Annotated in this window: 19 protein-coding genes and 1 tRNA gene; 12 read left to right on the top strand and 8 right to left on the bottom strand. The window is 64.8% G+C overall.

Features of this window, described 5'->3' with window-relative positions:
• Positions 1-4 precede the first annotated feature (4 nt).
• The 6 genes from trpD to GVL61_RS00480 are packed head-to-tail and all read right to left on the bottom strand — an operon-like array spanning position 5 to position 6,213.
• Positions 5-997, bottom strand: coding sequence for an anthranilate phosphoribosyltransferase (trpD, locus tag GVL61_RS00505; RefSeq protein ID WP_159975757.1), 993 nt, complete (start codon positions 995-997; stop codon positions 5-7).
• The gene (locus GVL61_RS00500) at positions 994-1,605 is read right to left on the bottom strand and encodes an aminodeoxychorismate/anthranilate synthase component II (protein ID WP_159975755.1); all 612 of its coding nucleotides are present in this window, start codon (positions 1,603-1,605) and stop codon (positions 994-996) included. The genes trpD and GVL61_RS00500 overlap by 4 nt, the downstream gene beginning before the upstream one ends.
• Entirely contained in the window at positions 1,602-2,390 is a 789-nt protein-coding gene (locus tag GVL61_RS00495) for a phosphodiester glycosidase family protein (RefSeq protein WP_159975753.1), read from the bottom strand. Before GVL61_RS00495 ends, GVL61_RS00500 begins: the two co-directional genes overlap by 4 nt.
• Positions 2,384-2,713 carry a YcxB family protein gene (locus GVL61_RS00490; RefSeq protein WP_159975751.1) on the bottom strand — a complete coding sequence of 110 codons (330 nt, stop codon included), beginning with the start codon at positions 2,711-2,713 and terminating at the stop codon, positions 2,384-2,386. The genes GVL61_RS00495 and GVL61_RS00490 overlap by 7 nt, the downstream gene beginning before the upstream one ends.
• A gap of 1 nt (position 2,714) precedes the next feature.
• Positions 2,715-4,226 carry an anthranilate synthase component I gene (gene trpE, locus GVL61_RS00485; RefSeq protein WP_159975749.1) on the bottom strand — a complete coding sequence of 504 codons (1,512 nt, stop codon included), beginning with the start codon at positions 4,224-4,226 and terminating at the stop codon, positions 2,715-2,717.
• 37 nt (positions 4,227-4,263) lie between these two features.
• Positions 4,264-6,213 (bottom strand): peptidylprolyl isomerase, encoded by a 1,950-nt coding sequence (locus tag GVL61_RS00480; RefSeq protein WP_159975747.1) that lies wholly within the window; start codon positions 6,211-6,213, stop codon positions 4,264-4,266.
• Between the two features lie 399 nt (positions 6,214-6,612).
• On the opposite strand from GVL61_RS00480, the gene tpiA reads away from it, so the two are divergent.
• The 5 genes from tpiA to add all read left to right on the top strand — a co-directional run bounded on the left by tpiA (position 6,613) and on the right by add (position 11,917).
• The gene (gene tpiA / locus GVL61_RS00475) at positions 6,613-7,368 is read left to right on the top strand and encodes a triose-phosphate isomerase (protein WP_159975745.1); all 756 of its coding nucleotides are present in this window, start codon (positions 6,613-6,615) and stop codon (positions 7,366-7,368) included.
• A gap of 139 nt (positions 7,369-7,507) precedes the next feature.
• Positions 7,508-7,909, top strand: a complete 402-nt coding sequence (gene secG / locus GVL61_RS00470; protein WP_159975743.1) for a preprotein translocase subunit SecG — start codon at positions 7,508-7,510, stop codon at positions 7,907-7,909.
• 141 nt (positions 7,910-8,050) lie between these two features.
• On the top strand, positions 8,051-9,685 hold the full coding sequence (locus GVL61_RS00465) for a CTP synthase (protein ID WP_159975741.1): 1,635 nt from the start codon (positions 8,051-8,053) through the stop codon (positions 9,683-9,685).
• A 10-nt stretch (positions 9,686-9,695) separates the two neighbouring features.
• Positions 9,696-10,724: an oxidoreductase gene (locus GVL61_RS00460; protein ID WP_159975739.1), complete on the top strand. Its 1,029-nt coding sequence runs from the start codon at positions 9,696-9,698 to the stop codon at positions 10,722-10,724.
• Between the two features lie 155 nt (positions 10,725-10,879).
• Positions 10,880-11,917, top strand: coding sequence for an adenosine deaminase (gene add / locus GVL61_RS00455; protein ID WP_159975737.1), 1,038 nt, complete (start codon positions 10,880-10,882; stop codon positions 11,915-11,917).
• Here the strand turns inward: add and GVL61_RS00450 are convergent.
• Positions 11,896-12,834: an AEC family transporter gene (locus GVL61_RS00450; protein WP_159975735.1), complete on the bottom strand. Its 939-nt coding sequence runs from the start codon at positions 12,832-12,834 to the stop codon at positions 11,896-11,898. The genes add and GVL61_RS00450 overlap by 22 nt on opposite strands.
• Positions 12,835-13,066: 232 nt before the next feature.
• Complete coding sequence (locus GVL61_RS00445; RefSeq protein WP_159975733.1) at positions 13,067-13,540, bottom strand: Hsp20 family protein; 474 nt, start codon at positions 13,538-13,540, stop codon at positions 13,067-13,069.
• A 170-nt stretch (positions 13,541-13,710) separates the two neighbouring features.
• On the opposite strand from GVL61_RS00445, the gene grxC reads away from it, so the two are divergent.
• The 7 genes from grxC to GVL61_RS00410 all read left to right on the top strand — a co-directional run bounded on the left by grxC (position 13,711) and on the right by GVL61_RS00410 (position 18,470).
• The gene (gene grxC, locus GVL61_RS00440) at positions 13,711-13,974 is read left to right on the top strand and encodes a glutaredoxin 3 (RefSeq protein ID WP_159975731.1); all 264 of its coding nucleotides are present in this window, start codon (positions 13,711-13,713) and stop codon (positions 13,972-13,974) included.
• A 5-nt stretch (positions 13,975-13,979) separates the two neighbouring features.
• Positions 13,980-14,807, top strand: a complete 828-nt coding sequence (locus GVL61_RS00435) for a carbon-nitrogen hydrolase family protein (RefSeq protein ID WP_159975729.1) — start codon at positions 13,980-13,982, stop codon at positions 14,805-14,807.
• A gap of 8 nt (positions 14,808-14,815) precedes the next feature.
• Positions 14,816-15,325: a DUF1178 family protein gene (locus GVL61_RS00430; protein WP_159975727.1), complete on the top strand. Its 510-nt coding sequence runs from the start codon at positions 14,816-14,818 to the stop codon at positions 15,323-15,325.
• 65 nt (positions 15,326-15,390) lie between these two features.
• Positions 15,391-15,467: transfer RNA gene (locus GVL61_RS00425), tRNA-Arg, on the top strand.
• 227 nt (positions 15,468-15,694) lie between these two features.
• Complete coding sequence (locus GVL61_RS00420) at positions 15,695-16,651, top strand: ABC transporter ATP-binding protein (protein ID WP_159975725.1); 957 nt, start codon at positions 15,695-15,697, stop codon at positions 16,649-16,651.
• The gene (locus tag GVL61_RS00415; RefSeq protein WP_159975723.1) at positions 16,648-17,421 is read left to right on the top strand and encodes an ABC transporter permease; all 774 of its coding nucleotides are present in this window, start codon (positions 16,648-16,650) and stop codon (positions 17,419-17,421) included. Before GVL61_RS00420 ends, GVL61_RS00415 begins: the two co-directional genes overlap by 4 nt.
• Positions 17,418-18,470 (top strand): YdiY family protein, encoded by a 1,053-nt coding sequence (locus tag GVL61_RS00410; protein WP_235037473.1) that lies wholly within the window; start codon positions 17,418-17,420, stop codon positions 18,468-18,470. The genes GVL61_RS00415 and GVL61_RS00410 overlap by 4 nt, the downstream gene beginning before the upstream one ends.
• Positions 18,471-18,473: the final 3 nt, after the last annotated feature.

The raw sequence follows: 18,473 nt of genomic DNA, 5'->3' as shown, positions 1-18,473 counted from the left end.
TCTCTCAGGCGCGCGTAGCTGCGATCCAGCAATCGAGCAGGGCCTTCGCAAGGCCCTTGTCGATGGTTTCGGCAGCTTCCTCGACGCCTTCGGCCCAGCTTTCCACTTCGCCCGCGACGAGCAGGGCGCCGGCAGCGTTGAGGAGAACCGCGTCGCGGTAAGCACCGGATTCGCCCATCAGGAGAGCGCGCAGTGCCTTCGCGTTGTGAGCGGGATCGCCGCCGCGGATAGCTTCGACAGAGGAGTTGGGAAGGCCTGCGTCTTGCGGACTGACGCGGCGCATCGACAGTTCGGTGCCGCGCACGTCGGCGACTTCGTTGCCGCCGGCGAGGCTCAGTTCGTCGAGGCCTTCGTCGCCCGAGATGACCATCGAATGCTCGGTGCCCAGGCGTAGCAGCGCTTCGGCATAGATCGGCACGTAGGCCGGCCGGGCGATGCCGACCAGCTGGCGCGAGACTTGCGCGGGATTGGCGAGCGGGCCCATGAGGTTGAAGATCGTGCGGCGGCCCAGCGCCTTCCTGAGCGGCATGAGTCGGCCCATTGCCGGGTGATGCCGCCCGGCGAAGAGGAAGCCGATGCCGATCTCGGACAACGTCGACTCGGCGGTTTCTACCGCGCGGTCGAGGTCGAGGCCGAGGGCTTCGAGCGTGTCGGCGGCGCCCGCCTTGGAGCTGGCGGCGCGGTTGCCGTGCTTGGCGACGGGCACGCCGGCCGCGGCGACCACCAGCGAGACGGCGGTAGAGACGTTGAGGGTGTGGAACCCGTCGCCGCCCGTGCCGCATACGTCGATGGCGTTTGCGGGGGCCGTCACCGGGATCATGCGTTCGCGCATGGCGCGCGCGGCACCGGCGATCTCGCTTGCCGTCTCGCCTCGGTCCGACAGGGCGACGAGGAAGGCGGCAATCTGGTCTTCGGGCACTTCGCCGTCGAGGATCGCGGCGAAAGCGGCCTCGGCTTCGTCCTCGGGAATCGGGTGAAACGGATCGGGAAGCGTCATGCGGCCTTCGCTCCCGCGATTATGCGATCGGGGATGCGGGCATCAATGCCGCAGACGCGCAGGAAGTTCGCCAGCATTGCGTGGCCATGCTGGGTCGCGATGCTTTCCGGGTGGAACTGAACACCGTGTATCGGCAGGTCAACATGGCGAAAGCCCATGACGTGGCCGTCATCGGAACGGGCGTTTACCGCCAGCGCATCGGGAATGTTCTCAACGATGAGCGAGTGATAGCGTGCGGCCTTGAGCGGCGAAGGGATGCCCTGGAACAGGCCGGTGCCGTCGTGGTCGATCATCGAGGTCTTGCCGTGCATCAACCCGCCGCGCACGACTTTGCCGCCGAAATACTGGCCGATCGACTGGTGCCCCAGGCACACGCCGAGCACAGGGATACCTGCCTTTGCCGCCGCGCCTACGAGGCCGAGGCTGATGCCTGCCTCGTTCGGGGTGCACGGGCCGGGCGAGACGAGGAAGCCTTGCGCACCCATGTCCATCGCCAGGCTGACGCTCAGTGCGTCGTTGCGGACGACCTGAACTTCGGCGCCCAGTTCCATGACGTAGTGGACGAGGTTCCAGGTGAAGCTGTCGTAGTTGTCGATGACGAGGATCATCTTTTTGCCTTTGCGCTTTTTTCGACAACGATCAAGGGCCCGAGGGGAGGACCGCCATCGACGCGGCCATGTTCGGGGTCCCAAAGCGAGGATACGCTGCCGTCGAGGAACAGCGCATTGGGGCATTTAAGCGCATCGCGGAAGTAGCGGGCGAGCTTGCCGAACGACACCGGCTCGTCGGAAATAACGAAGTGGGCGCGGCCCTGCGCATCAACACCGACGCCGTTGCGCAGCTTCAAAGACTTGCCGTCAGCGTCTATGCCCGGATGCAGCTTCCCGGCGATGACCAGCATCGGGCCGGACTGGGTGCCGAAATCGGGCCGCTCGGTGACGTCTTTCTCGAAGTCCTGCGCGGTACTCACACGCCACTTGTCCTGGGCATCGCCATAGAACACGCCATTGGGCAACAGGTGGAAGTTGCCCCAGCCCGCCTTGGTATTCAGCGCATGGCGTTTTTCGCCGTTCTCTACATAGTAGCCGATTGGTAGCCCATCGGCATCGAACATGCCGCCGTTGACGGCAAAGGCGACTTCGTGACTTTTCGCCGGGCGATCCACGGCAAGCTGCGAGAGACTGCGATAGGGCGCGCCGTCCCTGGGGCCGAGCACCGTGTGGATGGTGTGGCGGCCGGGAACGGCGGTGCAGTGGGTGAAGCTGACCCCTTCGAACATGGCGCCTTCGCAGGGCGGCGGAGGCGGGGCCTCGGGCTGCGGCGCGGGTTGGGCGGAGCAGGCGGCGAGGAAAAGCGAGGCCAGCGCAGCGAAGCTGCAGGCGCGGGCTACCATTTCGTCGGGGCCGCGCCGGCGGTTATGGCGCGGCGCAGTGTTTTCAGCGTGTCGGGTGCGACTTGGGCCCTGGGGACCGGATAGAACATCTGGCTGGTCCGAAACAGCAACTGCACGCGCTCGTTCTCGGCCCAGCCACTGAAATCGCTCCAGGGATTGGTGTTTTTGCCAAAGCGGTCGCTGCTTTCGATCCCCTTCGACGCGAAGGTGAACAGCGAACGCACGCCTTCGAACTTGAGTTCGCGGTAGGCCTTTCGCGCAGTGCCGGGGATGCGCCAGAGCAGGGCGAGTGCGACCGTGAAAATGCCGCTGATCGCCGGCATCTTACTGGCCGAACCCCGGCTCCCCCGCGACCCGAACGGCCTCTCGCGCTGCTGCAAAAAGGGCGCCGCTCTTGGCTTCGCATTCGCGCTGTTCGTAGTCCGGGTCACTGTCCGCGACGATGCCCGCGCCGGCCTGGACGTGGAGCACGCCGTCCTTGAGCAGGCCGGTGCGCAGGACGATGCAGCTGTCCACCGAGCCGTCGGGGGCGAAGTAGCCGACACCGCCAGCATAAGGGCCGCGCGTTTCGGGTTCGAGTTCGGCGATCACCTGGCACGCGCGTACCTTCGGCGCGCCCGATACGGTGCCGGCGGGGAAGCCTGCCAGCACCGCGTCGATGGCATCGTGATGCGCGGTGTCGAGCCGGCCCACCACGTTCGAGACGATGTGCATGACGTGGCTGTAGCGCTCAATCGTGTAGCTGTCGGTTACCTCGACGGTGCCCGCCTCGGCGACCCGGCCGACGTCGTTGCGGCCAAGGTCGAGGAGCATCAGGTGCTCGGCGCGTTCCTTGGGGTCCAGCAGCAACGCGGCCTCGTTGGCCTTGTCCTCGGCCGGGGTCTTGCCGCGCGGGCGGGTCCCGGCGATCGGGCGGATGGTGACTTCACCTTCGCGCACGCGGACGAGGATTTCCGGACTGGAGCCGATCAGCGCGAAGCCGGGCAGGTCGAGAAAATAGAGGAACGGCGAGGGATTTACGCGGCGCAGCGAGCGATAGAGCGCTAGCGGCGGCAGCGTAAATTCGCAGGTGAAGCGTTGGGCCAGCACGACCTGGAAGATATCGCCCGCTTCAATGTAGTCCTTGGCCTTGAGGGCCATGGCCTTGTAGTCCTCGGGCGCCATGACGGCGGTTCGGACCGGTTCGGGCAGGTCTGCCTGTGCAGCTGCCACAGGAGCGGGGGCGGCGAGGCGGCGAAGCGCTTCGTCTATCCGATCGGCAGCTTTCAGAACGGCCTTCATCGGACTGCCGCTGCCAGGCCATACCGGCGCTACGCAGAACAGTTCGTCGGAAAGTCGGTCAAAGATCAGGATCAGCGACGGGCGCACGAACAGCATGTCGGGCAGGTCCAGCGGGCTTTGCGGCGCGCGCGGCAGCTTTTCGACAAGGCCGATGGTCTCGTAACCAAAGTAGCCGACGAGGCAGGCCAGCGCCTTGGGGAGCTGCGGCGGCACGTCGCAGCGGCAGCTTTCCACCAGTGCGCGCAATTCGGTCAGGCTGTCGCGCTCCAGCGCGGTGAACGTCTCGCGGTCTGCCTGCCAGTCGCGGTTGATCTCGCAGGCCGTCCCGCTGGCGCGGAACACGAGGTCCGGGTTCAGCCCGACCAGGCTGTAACGGCCGCGCGTTTCGCCGCCTTCGACCGATTCGAGCAGGAAGTCGCCGCGGCCGTCCTCGAACAGCTTGAGTGCGGCGCCTACCGGCGTCTCGGTATCGGCGACGAGGCTACGCCAGACGAGGGCAGGCTTGCCTTGGGCGAGCTGCTCCAGCGCTGCCGATCTGTCCGATTCGCGCTCCATTTCGTGCCCCTGTCCGTTCCTGTTCGCTGCTGACCTGTCAGTTCGCCGGCGCGGTGCCGGCGAGCTGGTCGCGAACCGCCTTGATGGCGGCTGCGTTGCGCTTCACGCCCACGGCCTTGCGCACGGCATGACCCAGCGCGTCGGCATAGGCCTGGCCCAGCTGCTGGCCGAGTTCGTTCTGCGTGCTCTTCACCATGTCCTCGGACTCGACCTTGCCGGGAACGATGTCCTTGAGCTGGACCACGAACCAGCCGCGCTCGCCCTCGGCCGACTGCACCTTCACGGTGTTCTTCGCCATGTGGAACATCAGCGAGACCGGTGGCGGAACCTGGCTGCCGGAACGCAGCGCGGAGGCCAGAGTCGCACGCGACATGGCGACCTGCTGCGGCAACGGGAGCTTCTTGCCCGAAGCGGCCATGACCTGCTCGACCGTTTTGCCCTTGCGGATATCGGCCTGCATCTTCAGCGCCGCAGCCTTGGCGGCCCTGGAGCCGACGTCCACGGCCCATGCCAGCTTCACATCGTCCTTGATCTGGGCGAGCGGAGCCGGCGCGGAAGGTGCGATCGCGGTCACGTCGTAGATAACGAAGCTCTTGCCGCGCTCCACTTCGGCAACCTGCGGCTGCTCCTGTTCCATCGAGAAGGCCGTGGTCAGCACCGGGTGAAGCTGCTCGGGCAAGGTCTGGCCGGGCTTCATGTAGAGGCCGCCATCGGCAGTCACCGGCGGGGTCGTCTGGACCTGCGCACCGATGGACTTGGCGACTTCGTTGAGGTTCGAGCCATCGGAGAACTGCTCCTCGATCGTTGCCAGCGTGTCGGAGAAGGCCTTGCGGCGCTTCTCGGCGGCGACTTGCGTGGAAAGCTCGGACTTGACCTCCGGCAGCGTGCGAGCAGCAGTCTTCTGCTCTTCGTCGACGCGGATCACGTGCCAGCCCAGAACGCTCTTCTGCGGTACGGCAAGCTTGTGCAGCGGGGCTGCGAAGACGGCCTGCGATACCGCGGGCGAGAACTGGGTGGAAAGCTGTTCGCGGCCGAAGAATTCCAGCTGTGCGGCAGCCAGGCCCTTTTCCTGAGCGGCAGCTTCAAGGGTCTTGCCCTTCTCGACTTCGGCGACGACCGCCTTGGCGGCGGCCTCGGTCGGCACGATCAGCTGGGTGATGCGGCGGTTGTCCTTGGCGGCATAAGCGGCTTTGTTCGCCGCGAAGCGGGCTGCGATCTCGGCGTCGGTAGGCGGCGCGGCAGGCTTGAGCTGGTCCTCGCTCACGAGGGCGTAGCGGATCGTGCGGCGCTCGGGACGGATGAACTGGGCGGAATGGCCCTTGTAGAAGGCGGCGAGATCGGCATCCGTCGGCTCCTTGTCAGGTGCAAACATCAGCGAGGGCAGGGCGATCACGGTCCCGTTGCGCGTCTCGTCGAGCAGCGAAGCATAGCGCTTGGCCGCGAACTGCGACATCGTCGAGCCGATCTGAGCAGGCGTGACGAGTTCGCGGGCGACAAGGCTCTCGCGAATGTCATCGCGCAGGGCCGGCTCGGAGATGCGCTGCTGGGCCAGGGCCTGGCGGAACACGGTCTGGTCGAACTTGCCGTCGACGCCCTGGAAGGCGGGGATCTGTGCCAGTTCGCTGTCGACCAGGCGGTCGCTGATGGTGACGCCGTTCTTGGTGCCGAAGGCGAAGAGGGCGGTGCGGTCGATAAGTTCGCCCAGGACCTGCTCGAGGCCGCCCTGCTCAAGCAGGACCTTCATCGTCACGTTCGGGTTTTGCTGGCGGACGCGTTCCAGCGCGCGCTTGGCGCCCTGGTCGAGGGTATCGGCGTTGACGTTTTCACCGCCGACGGTGACGACCGGAGTTCCGGCGCTCACGCCCGAAGATGAGTTGAAGCCGGCAATGTCGCCGCTGGCAAATGCAATGGCGATGACGCCCAGCACCAGCAGGCCGATGATGGCACCGAACTTGGACTTGAGAAACGAACGAAAGAAATTGAGCATGGACCCAGCCGATCAGCGATAACCTGCGCGAAAACCACAGGCTTGACGCCCGCGTTTTGCGTATGAAACGGGGGGTGGCTTTAGGGGGCCTTGGCGCATCCTGCAATGCCGGTTCGCGCCGCACGGGAGCAAAACTCTGCCCATGCGGCGAAGTGCGACGAACGGGCCGTGATCCCGGAGCGATCCTGTGGCATGAGGGTCACGGCGGGGGGTATCGTCGCGCCGACAGGGTGATGAATTTTGACAAGCCGGGTCGCGCTGGCCTAGCTGCGCCGCAACAAGAGACGACCTGATTCCCCGCGCCGTGATCGCAATCGTGGTCTTCGGCCTAAGGGAAACTGCAGGGGGATCCGTGGGGGAACCTCCCCAGGTTCGCCAGGATTTGATCAAGGGATTGAAATGGCTGCATTGCCTTACATCGTCGGAAACTGGAAAATGAACGGCACGCGGGGGATGCTCAACGAAGCCCGCGCGATCGATCGTTCGGCTGCACGCTTTCCCAAGGTGCAGGTCGCGATCGCGCCGCCCGCCACGCTGCTTTATCGCACGCGCGAAGCAGTGGAATTCATCGGTGTCGGCGGGCAGGACTGCCACGCCTATGACAGCGGTGCATTCACCGGCGACATTTCCGCGGTGATGCTCAAGGATACCGGCGCGGATTTCACCATCGTCGGACACTCCGAGCGCCGTGAATACCACGCGGAAAGCGACGAGGAAGTAAAGGCCAAGGCCGAGGCGGCGCTTTCGGCCAGCCTCGCGGTGATCCTGTGCGTGGGTGAAACCGAAGCCCAGCGCGATGCCGGCGATGCCGAAGCGGTCGTCGGCAGTCAGCTCGACGGTTCGTGCCCGCGCACGGACGGCGCCCCCGAAAAACTCTCGGTCGCCTACGAGCCGGTATGGGCCATCGGCACAGGACGCGTTCCCTCGGTCGAGGACGTTGCTGCGATGCACAAATCGATTCGCGCGAAGCTCGTCGCGATCTACGGCGATGCCGGCGCGGAAGTGCGCATTCTCTACGGTGGTTCGGTCAAGGCGGAGAACGCTTCCGAGTTGCTGAGCATCGCCGACGTGGGCGGTGCGCTGGTTGGCGGCGCCAGCCTTTCGGCCGAAAGCTTCCTGGCGATCGTCGGCGCTGCAGCTTCGCTGAGCGACTGATCCGGATGCGGGGTAGCGCGGGGCCTGATGGGCCCGCGAGCCTCGAACACCATGCTGCGGGTTGCGCGGGCGCGTAGTAGCGCCTATCTGCGCGGCGAACCAAAGCGGGGGCAGACCCCGCCAGAAGGCTGAAACGAAGATGTTCCTTTTCCTGACCGTGGTCCAGGCCCTTGTCGCCGCTCTGCTCGTGGGCGTCATCCTGGTGCAGAAGTCCGAAGGCGGCGGCCTCGGCGTTGGCGGCGGCAGTCCCTCGGGGCTGATGTCGGCGCGCGGCGCTGCAAACTTCCTGACCCGGGCTACCTCGGTCCTCGCGACGCTCTTCGTCGTCCTGAGCATTGTCCTCGCCGCCATGGCGGTCAATGAGACGAGCGGCCGCGACATCGATACCTCGCTCCAGCGCAGCACCGCGCCTGCGGCTCCGGCCCAGCCGGCTGACCCGCTCGGAGCTTCCGCGAATCCCGGTGCGACTCCGGCAGCGCCCCAGGGTGCTTCGACGCAGTCGGCCCCGGCCGATCCGCTTTCGGGTGCTGCCAAGCAGTAACCCGTGTAGGCGCATTTAAGCGCTTTACCGTAACCGGAATGCCGTCTGGCGCTGTCAGACGGCATTTTGTTGTATTGACCTGTGGAATGAGGCTCCGGGCGCTTGCCTGAGGGCCCCCATACAATTTAAGGCCCGACTCCCATGGCGCGGCACATTTTCATCACCGGCGGCGTGGTTTCCTCGCTCGGCAAAGGTCTTATGGCGGCAAGCCTGGCAGCGTTGCTGCAGGCGCGCGGCTACAAAGTGCGGATTCGCAAGTTCGATCCCTACCTGAACGTCGATCCGGGCACGATGAGCCCCTATCAGCACGGCGAAGTCTACGTCACCGACGACGGCGCCGAGACCGACCTCGACCTTGGCCATTATGAGCGCTTCACCGGCGTCTCTGCCCGCCAGGCCGACAACATCACTTCGGGCCGCATCTATCAGGACATCATCGCCAAGGAGCGCCGCGGCGACTACCTGGGCGCAACCGTTCAGGTCATCCCCCACGTCACCGACGCGATCAAGGACTTCGCCCTGGCGGAGACCGAGGACCTTGATTTCGTGCTCTGCGAAATCGGCGGCACCGTCGGCGATATCGAGGGCCTGCCTTTCGTCGAGGCGATGCGCCAGCTGCGCAACGAGATGGGCCGCGAGCTTACCTGCTTCGTCCACGTCACGCTGGTTCCCTACATCGCCGCTGCCGGCGAGCTGAAGACCAAGCCCACGCAGCACTCGGTGCGCGAATTGACGGGTCTTGGCATCCAGCCCGACATCCTGCTGTGCCGCTGCGACCGCGAACTGCCCGAGGGTGAGCGCCGCAAGATCGCGCTGTTCTGCAACGTGCGCCCGCAGGCGGTCATCCAGGCCCTCGACGCGCCGAACATCTACGCCGTCCCGTTGCAGTATCACCGCGAAGGCCTGGACGCCGAAGTGCTGCACCACTTCGGTATGGCCGAAGAGGCGAAGGCGCCCGTGCTTGAACGCTGGGACGACATCACCGACCGCTACCAGAACCCCGAAGGCGAAGTGACCATCGGCGTGGTGGGCAAGTATGTCGGCCTGCAGGACGCGTACAAGTCGCTCAACGAAGCGCTGGTGCATGGCGGCATGGCCAACCGCGTGAAGGTCAACATCCGCTGGATCGACGCCGAAATCTTCGAGAAGGAAGATTCCGAGATCGCCGCCGCGCTGGAACCGATGGACGGCATCCTCGTCCCCGGCGGCTTCGGCGAGCGGGGCACGGAAGGCAAGATCGCCTCGGTCCGCTTCGCGCGCGAACGCAGCGTGCCGTTCTTCGGCATTTGCCTGGGCATGCAGATGGCCTGTATCGAGGGCGCACGCTCGGCGGGCATCGCCAAGGCCGGCTCCACCGAGTTCGGTCCGACCGAAGAACCCGTCGTCGGCATCATCACCGAGTGGATGACCAACGAAGGGCTCCAGACCCGCGCCGAAGGCGGCGACCTTGGCGGCACGATGCGCGTGGGTGCCTATCCTGCAAAGCTGTCGGGCAACAGCCGTGTCGCGGCGATTTACGGTTCCGAAGAGATCAGCGAACGCCACCGTCACCGCTATGAGGTGAATGGTTCGTACCGTGAGGCGTTGGAAGGCAATGGCCTGATCTTCTCCGGCATGTCGCCCGATGGCCTGTTGCCCGAGATTGTCGAGCGTCCCGACCATCCGTGGTTCGTCGGCGTACAGTTCCACCCCGAGTACCGGTCGCGTCCGTTCAACCCGCACCCGCTGTTCTCCGACTTCATTGCCGCCGCATTGCGCCAGGCACGTCTGGTCTGAGTAGCGGCGCATGAGCAGGATCGGCGTCGGCATCATCGGGAACGGGATGGCGACGCGGGTCTTCCATGAGCCTTACATCCAGGCCTGCGACGACCTTGAACTCAAGGCCATCGTCGATCGCAAGGCAGGCGCAGTGTCGCCGGTCGAGGGTGTTCCGGTCGTCCCGGATGTAGCGGCCCTGCTGGCAGATCCGGCGATCGGCCTTGTCGTGGTTGCCACCCCAAGCGGCACCCATGCCGGCCTGGCCCGTCAGGTGCTGGAAGCAGGGCGCCATGTCGTCGTCGAAAAGCCGTTTACGCTGGCCCTCTCCGAAGCGCGCGGCCTTGCTGCGCTGGCGCAGGACCGAGGCCTTACCCTCAGCGTCTTCCACAACCGCCGCTGGGATACCGATTTCCTCGCCGTGCGCTACGCGATCGAAGCAGGGCTGATCGGCCGTGTCGTCCATTTCGAATCGCACTTCGACCGTTTCCGCCCGCATGTACGCGAGCGGTGGCGCGAGGATGGCAGCCCCGGCTCGGGCGTCTGGTATGATCTCGGCCCGCACCTCATCGATCAGGCGCTCGTCCTGTTCGGCCGCCCCGAGGCGGTGAGCGCGGATATCGCCGCGTTGCGCGAGGGTAGTGGTTCGCCGGATTTCGCCCATGTCGTCCTGCGCTATCCGGGCAAGCGCGTGATCCTTCATGCGGGCATGTGCGTTGCGGGTGGAGAGCCACGCTTTCGCGTTCACGGGACGGACGGCAGTCTGATCAAGCAGCACCTCGATCCACAGGAAGCGCAGTCGGTGGCCGGTCTGCGCCCCGGCGATGCGGACTGGGGCGTCGATATCGACCCGCTTGTCCACCATGACGGGGAGGGCGGTAAGCATCCGATCCCTGCGCCGAGAGGCTCGCAGGAGCGCTTCTATGCGATGATGGCGCAGGCCTGCCGTGGCAAGGGCCCTACGCCTGTCGGGTTGGACGAGATCGTCGCCGTGCAGGAAGTGCTCGAAGCGGCGCTGGTATCGGCCACCGAGGGCCGCGTGGTGCCGCTGCTGCCCTGACAGAGGATCGGGCGAAATTCTGCCGCCATCAGTGCGTACGAAAAAACGCGGCTCCCCGCTGCAAAAATGCAGCTTTGCGCCGGGCATCGGCGCGGTACTCTCGGCCCCGGACCAGCGCGCCGCCCATGACCCGCGCGGCTGCCTGAGGAGACGACATGCAACCGATCGCGCAGTTCATCGCGGGCCTGCCCAAGGCCGAGCTTCACGTTCATCTGGAAGGCACGCTGGAGGCCGAACTGAAGTTCGAATTGGCCGCTCGGAACAAGCTGGACCTGCCGTATACCGATGTCGCGGCGATGCGCGCGAGCTACGTCTACCACGATCTGCCCAGCTTCCTGACGATCTTCTATGAAGGCAGTGAAGTCCTGCTGCAGGAGGCGGATTTCCGCGATCTCGTCTATGCCTACCTGAAGAAGGTGGCCTCGCAGAACGTCCTTTACGCCGAAATGTTCTTCGACCCGCAGCAGCACACCGACCGCGACGTCCCCTTCGCCGTCATCATCGAGGGTCTGACGCGTGGCCGGCTTGAGGCCGAGCGCGACTTCGGCATCCGCTCGCAGCTCATCATGTGCTTCGTGCGCGAACGCAGCGCAGAAAATGCGATGGCGGTGTTCGAGATGGCACTGCCCTACAAGCACCTGATCGTGGGCCTGGGCCTCGATTCGGACGAGAAGGACAACCCGCCCGCCAAGTTCGCCGAAATCTTCCGGCGCGGCCGCGAGGAGGGTTTCCACCTGACGATGCACTGCGACGTCGACCAGTTGAACACCCACGAACACATCCGCCAGGCCATCGAGGATATCGGCGTCGAGCGTATCGACCACGGCGCCAACCTGCTCGACCGTCCGGAACTGATTGCAGCGGCGCGCGAGAAGGGGCTGTTCTTCACGGTCTGCCCCTTCGCCAACGAGATGATGCGCCCCGGCGAGAACCAGTCGATCGCGCGCGGGATGCTCGACCTCGGCCTCAGGGTGACGCTCAACTCGGACGATCCCGCCTACATGGAGGGCAAGTACATCAACGAGAACATGCTGATGGCCCACGAACTGGCAGGTTTCGGTCCGGAGGACCTCATCACGGTCAGCCGCAATGCTTTCGATGCGGCGTGGATTGACGAGGATCTGCGGGTCGAATTTCAGGGTCGGCTTCAGGCTTACGCTCTCGCCAGCATTCAGCCGATGGCGGCGAGGTAGACCGAGATCGTCGCGATGGACAGTACCGTCGAGATCAGGATCACCCGCGCCGTCACGCCGGCTTCGCGGCCGTAGAACTCGGCCAGCATGAACGGGCCGGTGCCGGTCGGCAGCATCGCCAGCAACACCGCTGCATGGCGGGCCGGGGTGGAGAGCGGGAACAGCGTGGTCGCCAGCAGCCATGCGAGCGCCGGATGGACGACCAGCTTGAGGGCGACGAGAAGGCCGGTCAGACGGGCATCGCCGCGCTCTTCCTTCGGCCGCTTCTGCGCGAGGAACAGGCCCAGCCCCACCAGTGCGCAGGGCGAGGCGGCCGCGCCCAGCAGCTTCAGGAATACCTCCACCGGGTGCGGCACGGGAAGTCCGGCGGCGGGGAAGAACGCGGCAACCACCGGGGCGACGATGAGCGGGTTCTTCGCAAGCGACTTCGCCACTTTGGCCGCGACCTTGAGCGGATGACTGCCGACATGAAGGCGGACCTCGATCAGCACGATGGCACCCGCAAAGAGCACACAGGCCACGATGATCGTCGAGATCAGCGTGAGCGTATTGCTCGAAGGCCCAAGCGCCGCCAGCAGCAGCGGGAAGCCGAGATATCCGGTATTGGGATAGGCGGTCGCCAGCCCGAGGACCGGGCCGTCCGCATCCAGCCCGGATTTGCGTGCATGGAGGAGGATGGTGAACACGAAGACAACCATCGTGCTGATCGTGAACACGGCAACGAAGCGCGGTTGCCACAGGTCCTTCCAGCTTGAACCGGAGACGATATCGAACAGCAGGGCGGGCAGGGCGAGGTAAACTACGAAGCGATTGAGTTCGCTCGATGCCTGCGGGCTCATCACGCCGATGCGGCGTACCAGCCAACCGGCGAAGATCAGGGCAAAAATGGGTAGGACGATCGCCAGGATCGAGGTCACGCGCGCACTCCTGAGCGTAAAAACGCTGGGCTAGGACAGCGGCCGGCAGTGGGCGAGAAAAAATAGCGCTTTGTTGAATGCGCAATGCGCGAAGATCCGTGCGCGACTAGCAACCGGACATGCGAAAAGGGCGGCCCGGTCACGCGGGCCGCCCTCGGGGACGGATCAGTCAGGGCACGCGCACAAAGGGACGAATGCGCGCGCTTTGCCTGCCCGTCTTTCGCTGAGCGCCTTACGCTGCGGCGGTGCTATCCTCGCCGGCGTCAGTTTCGACGACGGTCAGGCGGTTGCCGCCAATCGCGATTTTCTTAGGCTTCATCGCTTCGGGCACCTCGCGGACGAGGTCGATCACGAGCAGGCCGTCAGCAAGCTCCGCAGCGTCTACGCGCACATAGTCTGCCAGTTCGAATCGGCGTTCGAACCCGCGCTGGGCGATGCCGACGTGCAGGTATTCGCCCTCGGCGAGTTCATCGGGCTTGTTGCCCTTGACCACCAGCAGGTTGGCTTGCGCGGTGATGTCGATATCGGCGGGCTTGAAGCCTGCGATGGCCAGCGTGATGCGGTAGGCATCTGCGGCCCGGCGTTCGATGTTGAAGGGGGGGTACTTGTCGCCGGCCTGAGCGCGTCCCTGGTTCTCGATCATGTCGAACAAGCGGTCGAAACCGACCATGGTGCGGCGGTAGGGCGAAAAATCGATACGGTTCATGACAAAAATCCTCAAATGAGCAATCTTCGTAAGGGTGAGGCCCGGCAACCCGGCACCTCGTCGATCGAGCCATCCCCATGGCGGGCCATGACTCGCCACACTAGATATGTTAGCTGCCCGCCCTTTCAAGGGTCGCACCTTGAACCAGAGCGTTCTTGAAGGAGTATCGTATGAGCACGCCCAGGATCGAGATCTACACCAAGTGGGGTTGCCCCTACTGCGTCGCCGCCAAGGGTTTGCTCGACGGCAAAGGCGTGACGTACGAGGAATACGACGTGACCATGGGCGGCCCGAAGCGTGCCGAGATGGTGGAGCGCGTGCCCGGCGCCGCCACGGTCCCGCAGGTGCTGGTGGATGACAAGGCCTATGGCGGCTTCGACGACATCAATGCGCTTGACCGTGAGGGCAAGCTCGACGCCATCCTCGGGCTCTGACGCAGATGATCCGCGCCGCGCTGCTGCAGATGACGACGGGCATCGACCCGGAGGCCAACGCCGCCACCATCGCCGGGGCGGCGGCGCAGGCGCGGGAGGGCGGAGCGGCCATGCTGTTCACGCCCGAGATGTCCGGCCTGCTCGACCGCAAGCGCGAGCGCGGCAAGCTGTCGATCCGCAGCGAGGCAGACGACGTGGTTCTTGCCGCCGTCCGGGAGGCCGCGCGACGTGAAGGCATATGGGTCCACATCGGCTCGCTCGCCATCGAACGCGGCGACGGCAAATGGGCGAACCGCGCCTTCGTGATCGATGACAACGGCGAAGTGCGCGCCCGCTACGACAAGATGCACATGTTTGACGTGGACCTCGCGACGGGCGAATCCTGGCGCGAATCGAACGCCTATACCGCCGGCGATGAGGTGGTGACGGTGGAAACCCCGGTCGGCCGCCTGGGCCTGGCGATCTGCTACGACGTGCGTTTCCCCGCGCTGTTCGAGGCGCTGGGCCGTTCGGGTTGCGATGTCATCGCGATCCCCGCCGCCTTCACGGTGCCCACGGGCAAGGCTCACTGGCACCTCATGCAGCGCGCACGCGCCGTGGAGGCAAGCGCCTACGTCCTCTCCGCCGCGCAAGTCGGCACCCATGAGGACGGGCGCGAGACGTATGGGCACTCGCTTGCCATCGATCCCTGGGGCGCAGTGCTGCTCGACATGGGCGGGGCTGATGACGGGGGAAGCGCAGGCCTTGCCTTCGTCGATCTCGATCGCGATCGGATATCCGCGGTGCGGGCGCAGCTGCCCAGCCTTGCCAACCGTCGCACTATCGCCACATAGCAATAGCCATGATCGTCTACGACCTGGAATGCCGCACGGGGCAGCATCGATTCGAAGGCTGGTTCAAGTCTTCGGACGCTTTCCTGCGTCAGCAGGAGCGGGGCCTGGTGTCCTGCCCGCAATGCGGATCGGGAGATGTCGGCAAAGCCGTGCAGGCTCCTCGCCTTGCTCGCAAAGGCAACCAATTGGCGGAAGCGGCTCCCGCTCCGCGCCGCCAGTCGCCGGTCCCGGCCGCTCCGACGCCGCCGACGCCCGCACCGATGGCCAACGCGCCGCTGCCGCCTCAGGCAGTCCAGATGATGCAGGCGCTGGCGAAAATGCAGGCCGAAGCGCTCAAGTCCTCGCGCAATGCCGGCGAGAGTTTTGTGAAGGAAGCACGCGCCATGCATTACGGCGAGCGTGATACCGAGACGATACACGGCCAGGCGACTTTGGGCGAAGCGAAGGAGCTGCTGGAGGAAGGTATTGCGGTGATGCCGCTGCCGTTTGCGGTAATCCCGCCCGAGCAGGCAAACTGAACCTCTGCGTTCTCGCTTTCGGGCGATTGCCAAGCAGCCGCACGCAAGCTAGGACGCCCCCGCGTGCACCCGTAGCTCAGCCGGATAGAGCACCAGATTCCTAATCTGGGGGCCATGGGTTCGAATCCCGTCGGGTGCACCAAAAAATAATAGAAAATAGCGCCTTATACAGCGACCGTGGGGCCGCCGTGTCCGTTCTTTTCGGTTCGGCATATGCATTGGCATATGGCGATGCAAACTGAGCTGACCCGCCATGTGTCATGATCCTGCGGCCTGATTCCCCGACAAGCCCGAACCGTCCTCAATTATCGGACAAATTATGTGTCAGGGGGGTTGGAACGGGGACGTTTCCGCCCCATTCATTCGCACATGCAACCTATCCTCGAAATTCGCGGCCTGACGAAGACGTACAAGGGCGGCTTCACCGCGCTGAAGGGCGTGGACCTCAGTATCAACAAGGGCGAGATCTTCGCGCTTCTCGGCCCCAATGGTGCCGGCAAGACTACGCTGATTGGCGCGGTTTGCGGGCTGGTCCGGCCCACGTCCGGCACCATCCACGCCTTCGGTGAGGATATGGGCAAGCACTGGCGTCGCCTTCGCGCCCGAGTCGGCCTGGTGCCGCAGGAACTGGCGACCGACATGTTCGAGCCGGTGCTGCGCTCGGTAAACCACTCGCGCGGGCTGTTCGGCTTGCCACCCAATCCGGCGCTGATCGAGGAAATCCTGCGCGCGCTTAGCCTCTGGGAAAAGCGCGACGCGCAGATTCGCACGCTTTCGGGCGGCATGAAGCGACGCGTCCTGATCGCTAAGGCATTGGCGCATGAACCGGAACTGCTGTTCCTCGACGAGCCGACCGCCGGCGTCGACGTCGAACTGCGCCGCGACATGTGGAAGCAGATCGCCCTGCTGCGCGAACGCGGGACCACGGTGATTCTCACCACCCACTATATCGAGGAAGCCGAGGAAATGGCCGACCGTGTCGGCGTGATCCGCGGCGGTGAAATCCTGATGGTCGACGAGAAAGCGGCGATGATGGAACGCCTAGGCCGCACCGAAGCGCTGATCACACTGGCCAGCCCGCTCACCGAAGTGCCCGAAGCGCTGTCCGCCTACCCGGTCTCGCTGATCGAGGAAGGCCGCGTGCTGTGCTATCGCGGCGGCGGCGGGGAGGGCAGTTCCTCGGGCACGGCAGAGGTCGCCGAACTGACCAAGGCGCTGACGCGGGCGGGTATCGACTACACCGCCATCGACATCCACGAATCCAGCCTGGAAGACATCTTCGTGAACCTCCTCGAAGGCCCCGAAATGCAGGGAGCCGCCGCATGAGCCTGTTCAATCCTCGCTCCGCCTGGACGATCTACAAGCAGGAACTGATGCGGGCCTTCCGCACGGCGATGCAGTCGATCCTGGCGCCCGTGCTGACCACCACGCTCTACTTCGTCGTCTTCGGCGCTGCCATCGGCAGCCAGATGAGCGGCGGCGTCGGCGGGGTGAACTACGGCGCCTTCATCGTCCCCGGCCTGCTGCTGCTCACGATCCTGGGCGAAAGCACGTCCAACGCCAGCTTCGGCATCTATATGCCGCGCTTTACCGGCGCGATCTATGAATTGCTCTCGGCGCCAGTGGGCGTGGGCGAGACGCTGGTCGGCTTCGTTGGTGCAGCGGCCACCAAGTCGCTGATTCTGGCGGCGATCATCCTGGTGACTGCCAGCTTCTGCGTCGATTATTCGATCGCGCATCCGTTCTATGCGTTCTGCTATATCCTGCTGGTGTCAGCCAGCTTCTCGCTGTTTGGGTTCATACTGGGCATCTGGGCGGACAGCTTCGAAAAGCTGACGATCGTGCCGATGCTGATCCTCACGCCGCTGACGTTCCTGGGCGGCACCTTTTATTCGATCGACACGTTGCCCGAGCCCTGGCGCTCGGTGGCGATGGCCAATCCTATCGTCTATCTCGTCAATGGTCTGCGCTGGACGTTCTACGGTACTTCAGACGTTCCGATCGGACTTTCGGTCGCTTTGACGCTGCTTTTCCTCGTAATTTGTGTTGGTTTCATCAGCTGGGTGTTCCGTACGGGGTGGCGCCTGCGCACATGACCGGTTACGTTACTGCTATGACGATGCGCCGCCGGGTTCTCGCCAGCCTCCCCATCCTGTTGTTTGCCGTTCCCGTCCACGCGCAGGAGCCGGAGGAGCAGCTTGTGCTGCTGCCCGATGTGCCGCCGCCGCCGCTTGAACTCGATCTGCCCACTTATCCCGAGTTCGTGCCCTTCGTACCGGTGGGGCCGCCGCATATGGCGAAACAGGTGCGTGCGATGCTCGACGAGGCGATGAAGACCGACGACAGCGCCGCGGTTGCCGCGATGGTAAAGTTCGCGCAGGCGACCCAGCCTTACGACAAGGACGAGATCAAAGGCCTGCACCGCGCCTACCTTGACCGCCGGGCAAAGGAGCTTGCCGCCAAGACGGAGGCCGAACTGGCGCGCATCCGTGCCTCCGGCCCGCTGGAACTGTGGAAGGGCCAGATCGAACTGGGCGCCTTTCGCTCCACCGGCAACACGGATAACTTCGGCTTTACTGCTGCCCTCAACTTCAACCGCAAGGGTATCGAGTGGGAGCACATCGTGCAGGCCCGCGCCGATTATCAGGAAGATCGCGGCGTCGTCACACGGGAACAGTATTCTGCCAGCTACCAGCCGCGTTACACTCTGAACGACGGTTTCTTTACCTACGCGCGGACTCAGTATGAACGCGACCGGATCCAGGGTTTCGAGGATCGCTACACCCTCTCGGGCGGTCTTGGTTACCGCGTGCTCAATGGCCGAACCATGACGCTTTCGCTGGAGGCGGGCCCTGCCGTGCGCCGCGTCAACTATGTGGACGAGCCAAACGAGACAACGTGGTCGGTCCTCACTTCGATCGATTTCGATTGGAAGATCAACTCGACGATCAAGCTGAGCCAGGACGCCAGCAGCTATATCGGGTCGGACAACAGCACCTTCACGTCGCTCACTGCGCTGGAGACGGCGATGAGCAAGCGCCTGAAGGCCAAACTGTCCTACGCGATCGAGCACGAAACCTCGCCGCCGGCAGGTTCGCTCAAGACCGACACGATTTCGCGCTTCTCACTGGTCTACGGCTTCTGATGA

The sequence above is a fragment of the Novosphingobium sp. 18050 genome, assembly GCF_902706195.1.
Lineage (GTDB): Bacteria > Pseudomonadota > Alphaproteobacteria > Sphingomonadales > Sphingomonadaceae > Novosphingobium.
Note: the sequence above shows the minus strand (reverse complement) of the source record. Positions and strands in the feature narration are given on the sequence as shown.

What these genes read in the sequence shown, in the direction of transcription:
- trpD (WP_159975757.1), bottom strand. Translation starts at nt 997, where the DNA reads ATGACGCTTCCCGATCCGTTTCACCCGATTCCCGAGGACGAAGCCGAG.
- GVL61_RS00500 (WP_159975755.1), bottom strand. Translation starts at nt 1,605, where the DNA reads ATGATCCTCGTCATCGACAACTACGACAGCTTCACCTGGAACCTCGTC.
- GVL61_RS00495 (WP_159975753.1), bottom strand. Translation starts at nt 2,390, where the DNA reads ATGGTAGCCCGCGCCTGCAGCTTCGCTGCGCTGGCCTCGCTTTTCCTC.
- GVL61_RS00490 (WP_159975751.1), bottom strand. Translation starts at nt 2,713, where the DNA reads ATGCCGGCGATCAGCGGCATTTTCACGGTCGCACTCGCCCTGCTCTGG.
- trpE (WP_159975749.1), bottom strand. Translation starts at nt 4,226, where the DNA reads ATGGAGCGCGAATCGGACAGATCGGCAGCGCTGGAGCAGCTCGCCCAA.
- GVL61_RS00480 (WP_159975747.1), bottom strand. Translation starts at nt 6,213, where the DNA reads ATGCTCAATTTCTTTCGTTCGTTTCTCAAGTCCAAGTTCGGTGCCATC.
- tpiA (WP_159975745.1), top strand. Translation starts at nt 6,613, where the DNA reads ATGGCTGCATTGCCTTACATCGTCGGAAACTGGAAAATGAACGGCACG.
- secG (WP_159975743.1), top strand. Translation starts at nt 7,508, where the DNA reads ATGTTCCTTTTCCTGACCGTGGTCCAGGCCCTTGTCGCCGCTCTGCTC.
- GVL61_RS00465 (WP_159975741.1), top strand. Translation starts at nt 8,051, where the DNA reads ATGGCGCGGCACATTTTCATCACCGGCGGCGTGGTTTCCTCGCTCGGC.
- GVL61_RS00460 (WP_159975739.1), top strand. Translation starts at nt 9,696, where the DNA reads ATGAGCAGGATCGGCGTCGGCATCATCGGGAACGGGATGGCGACGCGG.
- add (WP_159975737.1), top strand. Translation starts at nt 10,880, where the DNA reads ATGCAACCGATCGCGCAGTTCATCGCGGGCCTGCCCAAGGCCGAGCTT.
- GVL61_RS00445 (WP_159975733.1), bottom strand. Translation starts at nt 13,540, where the DNA reads ATGAACCGTATCGATTTTTCGCCCTACCGCCGCACCATGGTCGGTTTC.
- grxC (WP_159975731.1), top strand. Translation starts at nt 13,711, where the DNA reads ATGAGCACGCCCAGGATCGAGATCTACACCAAGTGGGGTTGCCCCTAC.
- GVL61_RS00435 (WP_159975729.1), top strand. Translation starts at nt 13,980, where the DNA reads ATGATCCGCGCCGCGCTGCTGCAGATGACGACGGGCATCGACCCGGAG.
- GVL61_RS00430 (WP_159975727.1), top strand. Translation starts at nt 14,816, where the DNA reads ATGATCGTCTACGACCTGGAATGCCGCACGGGGCAGCATCGATTCGAA.
- GVL61_RS00420 (WP_159975725.1), top strand. Translation starts at nt 15,695, where the DNA reads ATGCAACCTATCCTCGAAATTCGCGGCCTGACGAAGACGTACAAGGGC.
- GVL61_RS00415 (WP_159975723.1), top strand. Translation starts at nt 16,648, where the DNA reads ATGAGCCTGTTCAATCCTCGCTCCGCCTGGACGATCTACAAGCAGGAA.
- GVL61_RS00410 (WP_235037473.1), top strand. Translation starts at nt 17,418, where the DNA reads ATGACCGGTTACGTTACTGCTATGACGATGCGCCGCCGGGTTCTCGCC.